Annotated in this window: 10 protein-coding genes; all 10 read right to left on the bottom strand. The window is 73.2% G+C overall.

The genetic code is table 11. The features are described 5' to 3' along the window. Positions 1 to 56: 56 nt before the first annotated feature. Entirely contained in the window at positions 57 to 1,154 is a 1,098-nt protein-coding gene (locus KHP12_RS13855) for a polyprenyl synthetase family protein (RefSeq protein WP_086879178.1), read from the bottom strand. Beyond that, the gene (gene hpnE / locus KHP12_RS13860) at positions 1,151 to 2,647 is read right to left on the bottom strand and encodes a hydroxysqualene dehydroxylase HpnE (protein WP_308016772.1); all 1,497 of its coding nucleotides are present in this window, start codon (positions 2,645 to 2,647) and stop codon (positions 1,151 to 1,153) included. The genes KHP12_RS13855 and hpnE overlap by 4 nt, the downstream gene beginning before the upstream one ends. Further along, the gene (gene hpnD / locus KHP12_RS13865; RefSeq protein WP_208653191.1) at positions 2,644 to 3,606 is read right to left on the bottom strand and encodes a presqualene diphosphate synthase HpnD; all 963 of its coding nucleotides are present in this window, start codon (positions 3,604 to 3,606) and stop codon (positions 2,644 to 2,646) included. The genes hpnE and hpnD overlap by 4 nt, the downstream gene beginning before the upstream one ends. Then, entirely contained in the window at positions 3,603 to 4,466 is an 864-nt protein-coding gene (gene hpnC / locus KHP12_RS13870; RefSeq protein ID WP_086884815.1) for a squalene synthase HpnC, read from the bottom strand. The genes hpnD and hpnC overlap by 4 nt, the downstream gene beginning before the upstream one ends. Before the next feature lie 439 nt (positions 4,467 to 4,905). After that, complete coding sequence (locus KHP12_RS13875; RefSeq protein WP_037964558.1) at positions 4,906 to 5,646, bottom strand: TetR/AcrR family transcriptional regulator; 741 nt, start codon at positions 5,644 to 5,646, stop codon at positions 4,906 to 4,908. 731 nt (positions 5,647 to 6,377) lie between these two features. Beyond that, positions 6,378 to 7,811, bottom strand: a complete 1,434-nt coding sequence (locus KHP12_RS13880; RefSeq protein WP_211833002.1) for a cytochrome P450 — start codon at positions 7,809 to 7,811, stop codon at positions 6,378 to 6,380. Further along, on the bottom strand, positions 7,808 to 8,734 hold the full coding sequence (locus KHP12_RS13885; RefSeq protein ID WP_086885497.1) for an SDR family NAD(P)-dependent oxidoreductase: 927 nt from the start codon (positions 8,732 to 8,734) through the stop codon (positions 7,808 to 7,810). The genes KHP12_RS13880 and KHP12_RS13885 overlap by 4 nt, the downstream gene beginning before the upstream one ends. Then, the gene (locus KHP12_RS13890) at positions 8,731 to 9,168 is read right to left on the bottom strand and encodes an ester cyclase (protein WP_037964560.1); all 438 of its coding nucleotides are present in this window, start codon (positions 9,166 to 9,168) and stop codon (positions 8,731 to 8,733) included. Before KHP12_RS13890 ends, KHP12_RS13885 begins: the two co-directional genes overlap by 4 nt. 11 nt (positions 9,169 to 9,179) lie before the next feature. After that, the gene (locus tag KHP12_RS13895) at positions 9,180 to 11,582 is read right to left on the bottom strand and encodes an SDR family NAD(P)-dependent oxidoreductase (protein WP_086885499.1); all 2,403 of its coding nucleotides are present in this window, start codon (positions 11,580 to 11,582) and stop codon (positions 9,180 to 9,182) included. Then, a complete protein-coding gene (locus tag KHP12_RS13900; RefSeq protein WP_211833003.1) occupies positions 11,579 to 17,677 on the bottom strand; it encodes an SDR family oxidoreductase in 6,099 nt (2,032 codons plus the stop codon). The genes KHP12_RS13895 and KHP12_RS13900 overlap by 4 nt, the downstream gene beginning before the upstream one ends. Positions 17,678 to 17,699: the final 22 nt, after the last annotated feature.

Below are 17,699 nucleotides of genomic sequence, written 5' to 3' on the forward strand. Positions count from 1 at the left end.
GGCCGGCACCCCGGCTGGGTGCCGGCCGGCGACTGCGAACTAGCGGTCCATGGCGATCATCTCTCTCGTACGACGACGAAGTCGGCGAGCGCCACGAACCGCGCCCGGATCTCGGCGGGCATGTCCACCGAACCCAGCGCCTCCATGGCGGTCGCATGCTGTCTGCGGGCCTCCTGAGAGGTCCAGTCCCGGCCACCTGCCTGCTCGATCAACGCGGCGCGCACGGCGAACTCCTCCTCGGAGAAGTCGGCGAACTCCTCCTCCGGCTTGTGCGCGTCGGCCGCGAGGATCTGGGCGAGCCGCTCGGAGTCGGGGCCGCCGGCGTCGAGCGCGGCGACCACGGGGAGGGACTTCTTCCGCTGGCGCAGATCGCTCCAGGTCCGCTTGCCGGTCGCCTCCGGGTCGCCCCAGATGCCGAGCAGGTCGTCGACGGCCTGGAAGGCGAGGCCCAGGTGGTAGCCGTAGCGCTCCAGGGTGTCGGCGGTGCGGTCGTCGGCGCCGCCGAGCACGGCGCCGATGGAGGCGGCGCAGGCGATCAGGGCGCCGGTCTTGTTGCCCTCCATCTCCAGGCACTCCTCGACGGTGACCCGCTCGCGGTGCTCGTAGGAGATGTCCTGCGCCTGACCGTCGATCAGCTTCCGGGTGGCGGCGGTGAGCCGGCGGGTGGCCCGCCCGGCCTCGGCGGTGCCGATCTCCAGCAGTATCTCGTTGGCCAGCGCGAACAGGGCGTCACCGACCAGGATGGCCTGGGCCGGGCCGTGCACCTTCCAGACGGTGTCGCGGTGGCGGCGCTGCTCGTCCCCGTCCATGAGGTCGTCGTGGAGCAGCGAGAAGTTGTGCACCAGCTCGACCGCGACCGCGCCGGGCACCCCGGCCTCGGGGGTGGCGCCCGCCGCCTCGGCGGAGAGCAGGGCGAGCGCGGGGCGTACGGCCTTGCCGCCGTCGCCCTCGGCCGGGTTGCCCTCGGCGTCGATCCAGCCGAAGTGGTACGCGGCGACGGTGTTCATGGGCGGGGCCAGCCGGTCGACGGCGGCGCGCAGCACCGGCGTGGCGAGCGTACGGCCGCGGTCCAGCAGCGCCATGACGCCTGCGGTGTCGACACCTGGGGTCGCCGGGGTCACGGTCTCTCCTCTGTTCTTGGTGGTGGTGCTCATGCCGCCTCCTTGGGCGTCCCCCCGCCCGGGGCGGGGAGAGGGTTCACATGCGGGCGGCCGAAGACGGACCCTAGGTCGGTGAGGGCCGCGCGGGCGGCGGAAAGACCGCTGCGCACGGCGCCCTCCATGGTCGCGGGCCAGCCGGTGGCGGTCCACGCACCGGCCAGGTAGAGGCCGGGCGCGTCGGTCGGGGCGGAGGGCCTGAGGAGGCCGACGCCGGGGACGGGGGCGAAGGTGGCGGTGCGCTCCCGGGTGACGAAGAAGTCGCGCACCCGCGCCCCGCGGGCGACCGGAAGCAGCCGCTCGAGCTCGGGCAGATAGCGGGCGCGCAGCTCGGCCACCGGGCGGTCGATGTCGTCGTACGCGGCGGACTGCGACACCGCCAGGTACTGGCTGTCCCCGGCCCCGGGCGCGTCCCTCAGCCCCGAGGCGTCCGTACGGTCGAAGACCCACTGGACGGGGGAGCCGATCGCGGCGAAGAAGGGGCGGCGCAGCACCGTGCGGTCGTAGATCACATGCAGATTGAGGATGGGCGCGGTGCCGATGCGCAGCAGCCGGCCGGGGTCCTTCAGGGCGCCGTCGGGCAGCAGGGCGTGCGCCTCGCGCTGCGGTACGGCCAGTACGAGAACGTCCGCCTCGGCCCGCGGCCCCTCCCCCGGCCGCCCGGCGGTGGCCGCGCTCCAGCGGCCCTCGGGGGTGCGGGTGACGGCGGTCACCCGGGTACGCAGGCCGGTCCGCACGCCCGCCGCGTCCAGGGCGCGGTGGGCGTGGGTGTGGTGCAGCTCGCCGAGCGGGGCGCGGGCCCAGCCGATGTCGGCGGCGCCGGGCCGGGAGAGCAGCCCGGTCTTGAAGACCATCGCGGCCAGGCCCAGCGATACATGGGGCGCGGTGGCGTTGAGCGTGGCCACGCCGACCAGGTCCCACAGCGCCTCGACGGCGCGCGGCGACTGGCCGTGGCGGCGCAGCCAGCCGGCGAAGTCCACCCCGTCCAGCGCCGGGTCCTCGGGGTCCAGCCGCCCCAGGGCGAGCGCGGCGCGGCCCACCTGGGCGCGCTCGGCGAGGGAGAGATGGGGGTAGGTGGCCAGGCTCGCGGACAGATGGAGCGGCACCGGCAGGGCGGTGCGGCGCAGCCGGCCGAGCCGCCGTCCGTCGCGCCCCCGGGCGTCGAGGACGGGGACGTCCAACCGGCCCTGGAGCGGGGCGAGTCGGGCCGCACCGACCCGCTCCAGGAACCACTGGTAGGCGGTGCAGCAGCGCAAGTACACATGCTGGCCGTTGTCGACGCTGAGCACGCCCGCCGGGGAGGAGCGGTGGAAGGAGAAGGCGAGGCCGCCCAGGCGGGGGCGGCCCTCGACCAGGGTGACCCGCAGCCCGGCGTCGGCCAGCGCGAGCGCGGCCGTCGTACCGGCGAGCCCGCCGCCGATCACCAGCGCGCTCCGCCCGGCGGGGCGTGGCCCGGCGGGCGGAGCGGGGTCCAGGGTCGAGTGGGTCACACCGGCCTCCCGGGGCCGCGGCGCTCCACGGCACGGGCGTCGAGACCGGCGAGCCCGCGCACCGCCACATACGCCTTCTCATGGCCGGGCAGCGAGACACGGCCGCGCAGGACGGCCGCGGGGTCCTTGGCGATCCGGTCCAGCAGCCTGCGGTAGATGCCCGCCATGGCGGCCACACACGCGCCGCTGCGCCGGTCCAGCAGCGGCAGCAGCCGGAACCCCTCGGTGAACAGCGCCCTGGCCCGGCGCACCTCGAAGTGGACCAGACCGGTGAAGTCGGCGTCGGGCGGTGCGGTGGAGCTGCGGAACGCGGCGGTGCAGCCGAATTTGGCCAGGTCGTCGGCGGGCAGATAGGTGCGCCCGGTGGCGGCGTCCTCGCGGACGTCGCGCAGGATGTTGGTCAGCTGGAGGGCGAGCCCGAGGGTGTCGGCGTAAGCCGGGGCGCGCTCGAGCTCGTCCTCGCTGTGGCCGGTGCCGGGGGCGGTCCCGAAGACGCCGAGTGACAGCCGTCCGATGGCGCCCGCCACACAGCGGCAGTAGACCTTTAGGTCGTCCCAGGTCTCGTAGGTCTGCCCGGCCACGTCCATCAGCACGCCGTCGATCAGCTCGTCCAGCGCGTCGAGCGGGATCGGGAAGCGGTGTGCGGCATGGGCGAGGGCGACGGCGACGGGGTCGGTGTCGTCCTCCTCGATGCCGCCGCCCCGCATCCGGTCCAGCAGGGCGCGGGTGTCCGCCAGCCGGGTGCGCTTGGCCTCCGGGTCGAGGGGGCCGTCGCCGATGTCGTCGACCCGGCGGGAGAAGGCGTACAGGGCCGACATCGCATGGCGCTTCTCCGTCGGCAGCAGCCTGATGCCGTAGGCGAAGTTACGGGCCTGGTGGCCGGTCACGGCCTCGCAGTAGCGGTACGCCGCGAGCACTGGCGCGGACGCGTGCGGAGATCCCTTCACGGTCCGGCTCACCCCTCTCTTCGCAGTGTCGCCCCCACCTCGCGCAGCAGGCTGAGCTTGGTGGGCCTGGGCGGTCCAGGGAGTACGTCATGTCCCGCGGCCGCGACCGCCCGCAAGGCGGCCCGCCCCCCGGCCACGAATCCGGCGAGCAGCACCTTGAGCCTGCCGTGGACGCTACCCACCAGGGGGGTGCCTTCATTCAGCAGGGCAGCGGCGCGTTCCGCCTCCTTCGCGACCAGCGCGCGCACCCGTACGCCGCCCCTGGGGGCGGCGAGGTCGGCCTCGGTCACACCGAAGCGTTTCATGTCCTCGGCGGGCAGGTAGACGCGGTCCCTGCGGAGGTCCTCGGCCACGTCCTGAAGGTGCTCGATGATCTGCAAGGCGGTGCAGATGGCGTCCGAGTGGCGGATCCGCTCGGGGCTCGCGGTGCCGGTGATGCCGAGGACGAGCCGTCCGACCGGGTTGGCGGACAGCTCGCAGTAGTCGAGGAGGTCCTGGTAGGTGGCGTACCGCCGGATCCGCTGGTCCTGGCGGTTGGCCTCGATCAGCCCCAGGAAGGGCCCTTGGTCGAGCCCATGGCGGTGGACGGTGGGGCGCAGGGCCCGCAGCAGCGGATGGCGCGGTTCCACGGCGGGCTCGAAGACCCGGCGGAGGTCGGCCTCGAACGCGTCCAGCATCGCGAGCGCGTCGTCCGCCCGGTCGCGGTCAAGACCGAGCAGTTCGGCGTCGGCGCCGCCGGGGGGCAGATCGCCGTCGCCGATGTCGTCGACCAGCCGGGCGTAGCCGTAGACGGCCATCAGATCGGTGCGCCAGGCGCGGGGGAGGAAGAAGGGGGCTACGGGGAAGTTCTCGTGGGCGGCCTTGTCGAGCACGGCGCGAGCGGCTTCCTGCCCGCCGCTCCGGCTGCTCGACGTGGTATGGGACCCGCTGCGCTCGTCCTCGACGGTCACCGTGGACAGCCAGGCGTACGGGCGAGACCCAGGACGCCACGTGGGTCCCGGCGACCGGGCCCCTCGGGAGCGCTGGAGATGGGCCGTGTAGCCAATGCCGTCACATCCCCCGTTCTACACCGGTTACCAGGGTCCGCACGATCCGGACACGCCGCTCCGTCTTGTCAACGGGCCCCGGCCCCTAGCCCCCGAACAGGCGACAAGGGCCCGGCTCCGGCATGATCCGGACGGGCATTGCCACAGCTTACGCCTCTCGGTGTACACATGTACGGAGCGATACCCCGATGTGACCTTCGACGGGGCGCCGGGCGGGTGACCGGCGAACGCCCCCGGGCCGGTGTCCGGGGGCCTTCGGACGACCTCAGACGACCTCTTCGTAGAACTCCGAGATGTCCAGCACCCGGCACAGGTCGCGGAGCTCGAACTCGAAGAAGTGCTGACCCTCAGAGAGCGCGAAGGACATATGGCCGAGCGCCTCCATGGAGATCACCCCGTACAGCCGCACCCAGCAGCGGAGCATCACGGCGATGGCTCCGGGGGGCATGTCGACGTCCTGGTCCTCGCTGAGCGCGGTGAGGGTGCGCGCGAGGCCGGGGTCGAGCTCCTCGACCTCGGGGGCGGGGAAGCCCCGCACCCGCCACAGGTCGGCCACCAGATCGGAGTAGACGGAGCCGAAGACCCAGCTCATATGGCGCTCGGGCTTGGTCTCCTCGCGGCCGAGCCCCGGGGCCCAGGGGCCGAGGATGAGCCCGAACTCATGGGGGTGCTTGATCGCCCAGACCCGCAGCGCGCGGGCGCCGCTGATCCACCGGCGGCCCGGCTCCTCCTCGGGGTGCTGGCCGAGGACCCCCTGCATGAAGCGGGCCATCTCCTCGAAAATGTCCACACGCAGCTGAAGGATCAGCGCATCCCGGCTACTGAAGTAGCGGTAGACGGCCGGCGCGGTCATGCCCATCTCACGCGCGATGGCCCGGATGGTCACGTTTTCCGGGCCCTCCTGAACCAGGAGCGTCCGGGCAACGTCCTTGATTTCACGGATGGTCGCGATGCGCAGCCGCTCGCGCCGTGAGTACGGTGCGACGTGCGCTTCCCCTGGCGACACGCGTCCCCCTCCCTGATGCTGCGCCGCTCGACAACCCGGCGTACACGCACACGATACAGCGCCTCCGTTTAGTGAACAGCGGCGGTGACAGTGCCTCTGGTTCAACTGCTAGCCCCCTGACCCTGCCACAGATCCGCGGGGTTGCCCCGCCGGATGGCTCAGCGACCACCATCCGGGTCACCCGGGGGCGCGGGGGAGCGTCCGTACATACGTCGGACATTCATTCGGAGGCATTGTGCGCGAGTGCTCCGGGGAGCGGACGGGGGGCGGTGGACGGCCACACCGGGCGCCACCTGGGAGTAAACGCCCGTAGCGATCGTGAAATGAAGTTCTTGCGCGTCCCGGCGCACCTGGGGAAAGGGTCCGTCCCACCCCTTCCACCAGGAGCGTCAAGAAAACCGACCGGTCGGCGCGGTGGATTTCCGCCCCCGCCCGGGAACGGTTTCCGCGGCCCGCCGGAGGGCGTAGCCCCGGCGCGGGAGCGCTGCCGCGCGATCGGCCCGGGCCTCGCCCTTCGCGCCCGGCCGCACATCTTCCGCATTTCCGAACCCAGCGCCACGGGACGCGTTTTCCCCGAAATGCGCCCGCGTCCCGTCGATAATGATCCACCGCCACGGACCCCTGCTTCCGACGGTGTGCCGGGTATCCCGGGCCGGGGCGCGCGGGCGAAATCGGGAAAGGCGACGGCGCCGGTCCGGCCCGGAACTCCGATTCCGCTTCCGCCCTCCGGGCTATGGGTGATGGGGGCAGGCGGCGGGGGCGGCGGGAGCGGTCCGGCGGGACGGACGGGGGGCGGCGGTGGATCGCTCGCGCGGAGTCACCGTCACCATCACGTCCTTCAGCGGCCGCAGCGAGATCACCGGTGAGCCGTACCGCAGTTCGGTCCCCGGGATCCGGCTGATCCGGAAGCGCTGGTTCACCATGGCCACGATGATGCGCAGCTCCAGCAGCGCCATGAAGTTGCCGACGCACTGCCGGGGCCCCGAGCCGAACGGCAGGTACGCCATCCGCGGCCGCTCCTTGATGGCCTGCGGGGTGAACCGGTACGGGTCGAAGGCCAGCGGGTTCTCCCAGTGGCGCGGGTTGTGGTGGGAGACCAGCGGGGACAGCAGGATCGAGGAGCCCGGCTCGATGCCGTAGCCGCCGAGGGTGTCCGCCTCCACCGCCGCCCGGGGGAAGATCCAGATGGGCGGGTGCATCCGCAGGCTCTCGTCGACGACCATCTTGGTGTACGTCAGCGCCTCGGCGCTCTCCGCGTCCGGCAGGCCGCCGCCGAGCACCGTGGCGATCTCGGCGTCCAGCTCCTCCTGGACGCCGGGATGAGCGGCGACCGACAGCAGCGTCCAGCACAGCGAGACGGCGGTGGTCTCATGGCCGGCCAGATAGACCGTGAGCAGCTCGTCCTTGATCTGCTGATCGGTCCAGGGCTCACCGGTGGCCGGGTCGGTGGCCCGCTCCATCAGCGCGATCAGCGGCCCCTCCCCCGTCTCGGCGTAACTCCGGCGCACATCGGCCACGATGCGGTCGAAGACCCGGTGGATCCTGAGGATCTTGCGCTGACGGTCCGTCGGCACCCAGGAGGGCAGCATCTCGGTGGCGGTGCCGCGGCGGAACATCACCTCCACCACATCGTCCACGATCGTCTTCAGCAGGGCCGAATCCGGCTTGATGTCGTAGGCGAACAGCGAGCGGGAGAGGGTGACCAGGGTCAGCCGCAGCATGTCGGTCATCAGGTCGACCGGCTCACCGGCGGCGGCCTTGCGCTCCCAGGTGTCCAGCATCTCCTCGGTGGCCCGGATGATGTTGGGGATGATGTCGGTGATGGCGTTCTTGAGGAAGACCGGCTGTACCGCCCGCCGGTGGGCGCGCCAGAACTCGCCGTCGGTGGTGAGCAGTCCCTTGCCCATGACCACGCCGAACTGCTCGTAGAGCGGGCCGCGGACGTAGTTGCCGTTGTTCTCCACCAGCACCCGGCGTACCGCCTCGGGCTCGGTCACCTGGTGCACCAGGAACGGGCCGAGCCGCATCCGGACGATCTCGCCGTGGTCGCGCTGGAGTCCGAGCAGGAATTCGGCGGTGTTCCGCTTCCAGGGGCCCAGACTGCCCAGCAGCGGGGCGCCCTTGGGGCCGGGTGCGATGCGCGGCGCGGAGGTCGCTGTGGTCATCGGTGGTCTCCTTGCTTTCGCGGCCGCGGCCCGCGGGGCACCGGAAACAGGCGGCGCACGAAGAGATGGTCGAAAAGGACGTCGGAGGTGAGGCGCCGCAGGGCGATCGTGCTGTGGGCGAGCAGTCCGACGGGGTAGCGGGCGCGCGGCCGGGAGCCGCGGGCGCCCTTGGCCACCACCTTCGCCACCCGGCGGGCCACATCGTCCGCCTGGATCGCGAAGGTGCCCGCCAGGGTCCGGCGGCTGCCGGTGTAGATCGCCTCGAAGTACTCGGCGCTCTCCCGGCGGAAGGTCTCGTACGTCCGGCTCACCGGCCGCAGATTGGCCACATAGGTGGCGCCGAAGCGGGTGGTGCGCACCGGGCCCGGCTCGACGAGGACGACCCGCACCCCGAAGTCGGCCACCTCGTTCCGCAGCGAGTCGCTCAAGCCCTCCACGGCGTGCTTGGTGGCGTTGTAGAAGCCCGAGCCGGGGACGGCGTAACGGCCGAAGATGGAGGAGATGTTGACGATCGTGCCGCCGCCGTGGGCGCGCATCGCGGGCAGCACCAGCTGGCTGAGCCGGACCAGGCCGTACACATTGGTCTCGAACTGTTCGCGCACCTCGGCCAGGGAGGCTTCCTCGATACAGCCCGACATGGCGTAGCCCGCGCTGTTGACCAGCGCCCCGACCGCGCCGTGCTCCGCCTCGACCTTGGCGACGGCGGTGGCCATGGACTCCTCGTCGGTGACGTCGAGCGCCATGGTGCGGATGCCGATCGCCGCGAGCTCCGCCAGCGTCTCGGGCCGCCGCGCGGTGGCGTACACGGCGTGCCCGGCCCGGTGCAGCCGCAGCGCGCACGCGCGGCCGATTCCGGAGGAGCAGCCGGTGATGAGGACCGGGATGCCGGCCCCGGAGCCCGGGGCCGGCTCATGGCCGGTCACGCCGGGGGCGCGTCGAACGCCCCGAGCTGGGTGGCGAGGTCGTAGGAGTCCATGGAGAACCAGCTCTCCACGATCTTGCCCTCGTCGTTGAACTCGTCGATGACGATGCCGGGGATCTCCAGCTTGCGGCCCTGCGCCGGGATGAGGCCCGCGTAGTCGTCGCCGGTGTGGGTGCCGCGCGCGGTGAAGCGGCTGACGACCTTGTTCCCCTCCAGGATCCAGTCGTCCACGGTGACGTGGAGGTCGGGGAAGGAGGCGCGCTGGAGCCGCACCCACTCCTTCAGGTGCTCCACGCCCTCCTTGCCGTTGGCGGCGGTGCCGTGGCTGATGTGGTCCTCGGTGGCGCCCTCGTAGATGACGTCCAGGTTGCCCTTGTTGAGGCACTCCTCGTAGTAGCGCGCGAGGACGGCCTTGTTCTGCTCGGGAGTGGACATGAACTGCCTTTCTATTCCGTCGTGTTTCCCAGCGGGCCGGAGAGTCCCGAGACGGTCGCCACGGGCTCCCCGGAGTCTGCGTCGGTGATCCGCCAGACGCCGAGCGAGGGATCGCCCTCGACACGGGTGGGTCCGCGCTCGGCGGAGTGCGGTGCGATCCGGCCGAGGACCAGGGGGTCGGCGGTGACCGAGAGGCCGTCGCCCTGGGTGGTGCACCGCCGCACCACGTTCTCCAGCGCGGCGACCGGAAGGGCCGTCCCGGGCACGTACGGCGTCGCCCACAGGTCGACCGGCAGGCAGCGCGGGACCTCGGCCACCAGGCGGCCCGCCGGCCCCGCCGTCCATGCGGAGAGCGGCACCACGGCGCCGCGCCAGTGCAGGAAGGGCGGCCCGGAGCGGAGGGTGGTGGTCTGCTGGACGTCGGGGCGCGGCGGGGCGGGCGGCCGGGGCGCGCCGGTCTCGTGGACGATGCGCAGGCTCGCCTCCGGGCCGTCCGCGGCCCCCTCGTGGCGGTAGCGGACCTCCACGATCCAGTCGTGCCCCTCGTGGAAGCCGCGGATCTCGCGGACCAGCCGGATCGCGGGGCCGTCGAGGCGCAGCAGCGCCAGCGGCACCACGATCTCCTCCAGCGCACCGGCCCGCAGCGCCGGGAAGTCCTCGGGGACGATCCATTCGGCGGCCCGCAGCGCGTTCTCCAGCAGCAGGGAGGGCGGCAGCGCGGGGGCGCCGTCGACGCGGAAGTCGCCCAGCGCGGGGGTGTGTTCGGGGTCGATGACGACGCGTGCCGTGAGCTGGGCGTGCGGCTGGTAGGAGGTCACCTCGCCGAGGTGGAAGACCTTCGGATACGCGGCGGCGAAGCCGGGCAGCGCGGGCACCACCGGATAGCCGATGGCCTGCCCCGGGTCGATGGCCTTGCCCAGCGGTCCGACGAAGGTGACCTCGCCCTCGGACCCCGCCAGCAGTTCGGCCCGCCAGCGCTCCAGACCGTCCGCCACGTCGATCGCGGCCATGTAGCGCAGCGTGGCGGCGAAGTTGGCGATCAGACCGATGCGGTCCCAGGTGGGCCAGGCGAGGGTCATCACGGGGAACGCGGCCCGGCGGGCGGCCCACTGGCCGAGCCGCGCCAGACCGTCGTTGGCCGCCGCGTACTCGAGCTGGCCGACCATGCCGCCGAGCCGTCCGGTGAGGGAGCCGACGCTACAGAAGAACTTCAGGTCGCGCCCCCGCACCTCCTCGAAGACGTTGAGGAAGCCCTCGATCTTGACCTCGACGGTGCGCAGGATCTCCTCGTCGGTCTTCTTCGGCAGCCGGGCTGAGGTGTCCACCCCGGCGTTGTGCACCACCCCGGCGAGCCGGCCGCCCTCCAGCGCGTCCTCGCGCCGGATGAGCTCGCGCACCTGGGCGCGGTCGGTGAAGTCGCAGCGCGCGTACTCGATGCGCAGCCCCTCCCGCCGGGCCGAGGTCAGATGGGTGGCGAGCTCCCACAGCCGGCGGGTGCGGGCCAGCCGGCCGCGGACCACGGCGGGCGACTCGCCCTTGGCGCGGCCCGCCCAGATCTGCCTCTCGTACGCCTTCCACCCGGCCTCGTCCACGCCGAACCAGGGCTCGTCCCCGCTGGGGAACGGCTCCCGGCCGGTCACCACGACCCGTACGCCGTGCCGGGCGGCCAGCGACCTGGCCAGCTCCCAGCCGATGCCGCGGCCGCCGCCGGAGATCAGCACGGTGTCCTCGGAGCCGAGGGTGAGGGCGAGCGCTGCCACCGGCCGGTCCTCGGGGGTGAGGGTGTACCGGCGGCCGTCGCGGTAGCCGACCTCGATCTCACCGGTGCGGCCGAGCTCGGCGGCGACGATGCCGGGCAGTTCGGCGGAGGCGGCCAGGTCGATGTCCACGACGCGGGCGGCCACGTTGGGGAACTCCCGGTGCAGGGTCTTGGCGAGCCCCGCCCAGATGCCGCCGAGCGGCTGCTCGAGACCGTCCCGCGGATGCTGGCCCATCCCGCCGCCGAGGTAGCTGACGGCGAGATAGCACAGCCGGTCCGCGGCGGTCTCGGCCGCCCAGTCGTCGTAGACCCCGCGCAGCGCGGTCACGGTCTCGGTCAGCGCCCGCCGCCACGCCCCGGCGGAGGCGGCCCGGTCCGGGTCGTACGCCCGGCCCACGGTGAGGTCGACGACGGCGTCCACGGGGCCGGGGCCGTCCGGCTCCCGGCGCACCAGCGCGCCGTGCCCCTTCAGTTCCCGCTCCACCCCGGCGGCGATGTCCTCCTCGCCGCCGATCAGCAGCACCCGCAGCCCGGCCAGCCGGGGGTGCGGCCCGGCGGGGCGGGGCAGCTCGGTGAGCCGCCACACCATCCGGGTCACCGGCTGGACCGGCGCGTCCTCCGCGGTCACGGTCATGTCCGGCTGAGTCGCGGTCATGTCCGGTCCTCCCCCGCCGGTGCCTGCTCCAGGGGGACGGCCTCGCCGGTCTCTGCGTCGACATAGCCGATGAGGGTGGCCCGCATGTCCTTCATCTGGAGCAGCATCCGGCCGTCGGGCCGCACCGCCACGAAGCGGTTGCTGATGGTGTCGGCCGTCAGATCGAAGCCGGGCGGGGTGACGAAGAGATCGATGTCCTCCCCGGACGCGGCCAGGTCGTGGTCGCTGATCTCCTCGTACAGATCGATCCGGCGGATCGACAGCGGCGCGGCCACCGGCACCAGATGCCCGTCGACCAGGTCCAGCACCCCCACCCGGGCCAGCCCGTCGAGCAGGATGCTCGGCACGGTGAAGCGGGACCACACCGGATCGCCGGCCGGGACGTCGGGCGCGTAGCGGGCGCGCTTGCCCCGGGGGTGGATCCGGGTGTCGGTGGTGGAGACGAAGGGGCCGGTCAGCCGCACCGGGGAGCCTGGCTGGTGGTACGGGTCGGGCACCGGGGTCTCCTCCCCCGTCGGCCACTCCTCCCAGCGCGGCGCGGTGGGCGCCTCGGTGTCGAGCAGCACCCGGGCCAGGAAGTGCACCCGGTCCTCGACCAGGACCACCCCGCTGGGCGCGACCACGTCCTCGGTGATCCGCACCTGGACGACGGTCACCTCACCGGGGCTGTCCACCAGTTCGGCGCGGATCCGCCTGGGACCGGCCGGGATGTCGCGGTAGACCCGCAGGAAGTGCTCGAAGCGCAGATCCTCGAAGGCGATCACCCGCTTGCCGGGGACCAGGGCCCGGGCGGCCTCGGCGGCCAGTTCGGTGACGAAGGTGCCGGGCAGGGTGGCCTCGCCGCGCACCGTGTGGTGTTCGAGATAGCCGTCGGTGTCCAGGTCGAAGGGGCACTCGTAGACCACGGACCGCTCGTCGGAGGCCACCAGCCGGCGCAGGAAGAACCCGGGCCGCCGGTCCAGATAGCCGGGGTAGAAGCGCTCCACGGTGGCGCGCTCGGCGTCGCCGAGGTGGACGACGGAGGGGCGCCGCACGGGGGCGTGGAGCTCCTGGACGAAGTGGTGGATGCCCTCGGCGATGGCCATGTTGCTGTACGAGCCCGCGCGCTCGTAGTACGCCTTGGTCAGCTCGTTGGCGCCCATGCCGACGCCTTCCCACAGCGTCCAGCCGATGGTGAACTCGTCCGTCCGCGAATCGGTCGCGCGGGTGTGGGTCGCGGCGGCGGCCAGGAAGTCGTTGGCCGCGGCGTAGTCGGCCTCCCCCAGCTGCCCGAAGTAGCCCAGCAGCGAGCCGAAGTTGCACCACAGCCGGGGCGGCGCGGTGCGCAGGGCGCGCTTGAGGTGGAGGTAGGAGTCCAGCTTCAGATCGCGGATGGAGGCGAACTCGGCGAAGCTCTTGTCCTTGATCAGCCCGGAGCGCTGTAGCCCGGCGGCGTTGACCAGCAGGTCGATCCGCCCCCGCTCCTCCAGGACCCGGCCGATCGCCCGGTCCACCGCCGCGCCGTCGCGCATGTCGCAGGCGAGGTAGGTGACCCGTCCCGCGCCGCTGTGGGCGGCCATCTCGTCCAGGTTGCGCTTCGCCCAGCGGGCGTTGACCATGCGGTCGAAGGCGCGGTTGATGTCGGCCACGGTGCGGCCGTCGCGCCGGGCGATCTCCGTCTTGATGTAACCGGCGCGCCGGGCGGCGAACTCCTCGTCGGTGCCCTGGTACGTCTCCGGCGGATAGTCGTCCAGGGAGTTGCTGCCCAGGACGTAGATCCGGGGCCGGAAGTGCTCGGCCACCGCCTTGACCACCTCGGCGGTGATGCCCCGGGCTCCCCCGGCGACCACCACGACCGAGTCCGGGCCGAGGACGGCCGGTGCCCCCGCCGCCAGGTCGTTCGGCTCGTCGGAGAGCAGATACGCCTTCCGCACGCCGTCGAGGTCGAACACCACGGGGAAGACCCGCTCGGCCGCGCTCTCCTCCTCGGCGCGGGCCATCGCCTCGGTGAGGTCGGTGGCCGAGGTGCACAGCGTGAAGACGAGGCAGGCGTCCCGCTCCAGGGCCGCGGTCTTCCACAGCCCGGTGAAGAGCCCGGTGTACGGATGCGGGGTGCCGTCCGGCGCGGCGCCCAGCAGCAGCGCCACGGCCGAGGAGCCGGGGTCGCCCAGGTCGTCGTAGAGGTGCTGGAGGGTCAGATAGGCGGCGTCGTGCAGGGCGGTGAGGGCGGGCGCGGGGCCGTCCGTGGCCGCCCGGCCGAGGTCACCCACCACCCTGAGGTGGGTGACCCCGGGGCCCGCGCCCGCCAGGGCTCGGCGGACCGACTCCTCGGTGACCTCGGCCAGGTGGTGCCAGCCGGGGCGCGGGGCCGCGAGCGGCGCCGTGGACAGGACGGTGAGGTCCGCGTCCGGCGGCGCGGCGGCGGCGAGCGGCCCGGGGGCGTCGGTGAGCACCACCGCCCCGGCGGGCAGGAACGGGACGCGCTCGCGTACGGGGCGCGCGGGCAGCTCGGTCAGGACGGGCACCTGGCGGCGGACCCGTACCGGGGTGCCGTCCGCGAGCCGTCCGCCGGTGGTGAACGCGGCGGGCAGCGCGGCCGGGACCGCCTCCCGGCCCTCGGACTCCCGGCCCTCGGACTCCCGGCCCTCGGACTCCCGGCTGTCGGACTCCCGGCCCTCGGACTCGGAGCCGGCGGACTCCGGGCCGGCGGACTCCGGGCCGTCACCCGGGATGGTCAGCCGGAGCCGGGCCCCGGCGGCGCCCTCGCTCTCGTCGGTGGCGATCTCCACGGTCCCCGAGGGCCGGTGCAGCGCCTTGAGGACGGCGAGGCCGCCGGCCGCGCCCAGGTAGCGGGCGTGCTCGGGCGCGGGCGTACCGCACAGCAGGACCTCCTCCGGGGCGGCCTCCCCACGCCCCGCCTCGACGGCGCCGAGCGGCTCGTCCACGTACGCGAGCACCTCGAGCCCGGCGGCGCGGGCCCGCTCCTCGGTGGTGAGCGCGAACAGGAAGGCGCCCTCGGCGAGTTCCCGGGCCTCCGGCGGCAGCAGCTCGCCGATCAGCGTCCGGTACTCCGGGAGGCTGTTGCCGTTGATCCCGCCCGCGAGCGCGAAGTCCAGCTCACCGGTGCGCAGATAGCGGCCGGCGGAGGTGATGGAGGAGACGGCGGAGGCGAAGCCGGAGTCCATCGTCATGTTCGGGCCGTTGAGGTCGAAGTAGTTCGCCACCCGGGCCGAGATGATGTTGGGCATCTGGCCGGGGAAGGAGTCCTCGTTGGAGGCCGGGATCATGCCGCGTACGCGGTCGCCGAGCCGCTCCAGCACACCGGGCAGGGCGTCGGAGGGCAGTTCGCCCAGCGCCTCGGCGATGTCGTCGAGGTAGCAGCGGTTGGCGTAGAGCATCGCGGCGCGGGTCGGGCCCATATGGCCGACGAACACCCCGGTCTTGAGCGCCCGCTCCTGCCAGAAGTCCGGCATCTGGTCGCGCAGTTGATGGGCGCACTCCACGATCATCAGCTGGCAGCGGTCCAGGGCGCGGATGGTCTTGGGCGGCAGCCGGACCTTGCTGAACGGCGGCGCCGGGTACTCGTCGCCGAAGCTGTCGCGGGGGCGCGGCCCGCCGCCCAGCCAGCGGGTGACCTCCTCGCGGCCCGCCAGCCCCGGCAGATGGGCCGACCAGCCGACGATCGCCACCCGGCTGCCGGTGTCCGGGACCTTGGTGACGGTCGCGGGGGCCCGGTCGGTGGCGGTGGCGGCTCCGGCGGCGGGGCGCGCCCGGTGCTCGGAGACGATCAGATGGGCGTTGGTGCCGCCGAAGCCGAAGCCCGACACCGCGGCCAGCCGCGGGCTGTCGGACCGCTCCGGCCAGTCCTTGTGCTCGGGGGTGATCTCCAGTCCGGTCTCGGCGAGCCGGAAGTCCTCGCGGGGCTTGGAGAAGCGGAACTGACCGGGGATGGTGTGCTCGGCCAGGCCCAGCAGGTTCTCGATGAGCGAGACCACGCCCGCCGCCCAGCCGGTGTGGCCGATCAGGGACTTGTTGGAGGTGACCGCGGCGGGTCCGGCGGTGCCGTAGTACTCCCGCAGCGTGGTGAACTCGGCGAGGTCACCGGCCGGGGTGCCGGTGGCGTGGGCGTTGACCCAGCTCACCGCGGAGCCCTCGACCTCGCCCGCCTCCAGGGCGCGCCGCACCGCGAGGCTCTGACCGGCGGCGTTGGGGGCGTAGATGGCCTTGCCCTTGCCGTCGGACGACGAGCCGAAGGCGCGGAGCACCCCGAGCACCTCGTCGCCGTCGGCCCGTGCCCGGCTCAGCCGCTTGAGGACGACCAGCGCGGCGCCGTCGGCGAAGATCACGCCATCGGCGTCCTCGTCCAGCGCGTGCACCTCACCGCGCTTGGAGAGCCCCTGGAGCTTGGAGAAGAGCACGGTGCCGCGCGGCGCGAGCGCGAAGGCGCCGCCGCAGACGGCGATGTCCTGCTTGCCCATCAGCAGGCCCTTGGCCGCGATGTCGATCGCGTACAGCGACGAGGAGCAGGCGGTGTCCACCATGTGCAGCTCGGTGGAGGGCGGCAGCAGGCCGCGCATCGCCAGCTCTCCGACGCGGTGCGGCAGGAAGCGCGAACGGTCCTGTCCGGCGCGCCAGTAGCGGCGGTTCAGGGCCGCCTCGATGTCGCCGCCGAGGGCGGTGCGCTCACCGTCGTCCAGCGGCAGGTCCCCGAGGATGTCGTGGGTCATCCGGGTGACGCTGTCCAGCACCCCGGCCTCTTCCAGGTGCTGGCTGCCGTCGGGGGTGTAGCCGACCACGAAGGAGCAGCGGTCGGAGTCCTGGTGGCGCACTCCGTCCAGGGCCTGGACCAGGCTGTGGCGCAGCCACATGGTGGTCAGCTCGTGGTCGTCCGCGCCCTCGGCCATGCTGTCGACGGAGCCGGGGGCGGCCTGGAAGTCGGTGATGAAGACGCAGCGGTCGGCGTACGCCTTGTCCTCGGCGGCCGTGTCGACGGCGTGGAAGTTCTCGTGCCGCCAGCGGTCCCGGGGGATCTTGACGAACAGCTCGTCACCGGTCGTACGGAGCTTCCAGAACTCCTCGGGACTGTTCGCCCCGGCGACCGCGAGGCCCATGCCGACGACGGCGATCGCGTCGTCGGGGACATCGGGGGCCACGGGCTCAGGGGCCACGACGGGATCCGGCTCGGGCGCCAGGACGGGCTCGCGCGTCACGACGGGCTCGGGCGCCACGACAGGCTCGCGCGTCACGACGGCCTCGCGCGTCACGACGGCCTCGCGCGCCACGACGGGCTCCGGCTCCGGTGCGGCCGGTGCGGCCTCCTCCCGTACGGGGGCCGCGGCGGGCGGCGACATGAGGGCGGCGCCCAGCGTCAGTCCCCCGTCGGCGAGCACCACCTGTCCGGTGATCCACCGCGAGGCGTCGGAGGCCAGGAAGGCGACGACGTCGGCGAACTCCTCCGGGGTGCCCAGCCGTCCGAAGGGGGTCGCCCTCGCGATCACCTCCTGCATCTCCCGGGCCCTGGGGAACTTGTCCGCGACCTCGCTCTCCAGCATGGCGGCCGAGGCGGTGTTCACCCGGATGCCCAGCGGGGCGTACTCCACGGCGAGATAGCGGGTGGCGGCCTCGGCGGCCGCCTTGGCGGGGGCGCAGGCCGAGTAGTTGGCCATCACCATCTGCGAGCCGCCGAGCGCCGAGACGGTGACGATCGACCCGCCGCCGCCCCGCGCCATCAGCGGGACCGCGCCGCGGGCGCAGCGCAGTCCGCCCTTGTAGTTGGTGTCGATGGCCTTGGCGATGTCCTCGTCGGTCACCTCGGCCAGGGGCAGCAGGGCCCCGTTGGCGGCGCTGTTGACCAGGATGTCCAGCCGCCCGTGGCGCTCCTCGATCTCGGCGAACATCCGGTCGACCTGCTCCTGCCGGGCCACCGAGGCCCGGGCGAGCTCGACCCGGGCGCCCTCTGCCACCAGTTCGTCCCTGGTGCGCTTGGCCTGGTCGTGCGAGTGGAAGTAGTTGAGGACGACATCGGCGCCGCGGGCCGCGAGGGTCCGCGCGATCGCCTTGCCCACGCCCTTGGAGCCCCCGGTGACCAGGGCCACCTTCCCCGTGAGGTCTTTCATCGGAACGACTGACTCCTTCTGC

It is taken from the genome of Streptomyces asiaticus (genome assembly GCF_018138715.1).
GTDB lineage: Bacteria > Actinomycetota > Actinomycetes > Streptomycetales > Streptomycetaceae > Streptomyces > Streptomyces asiaticus.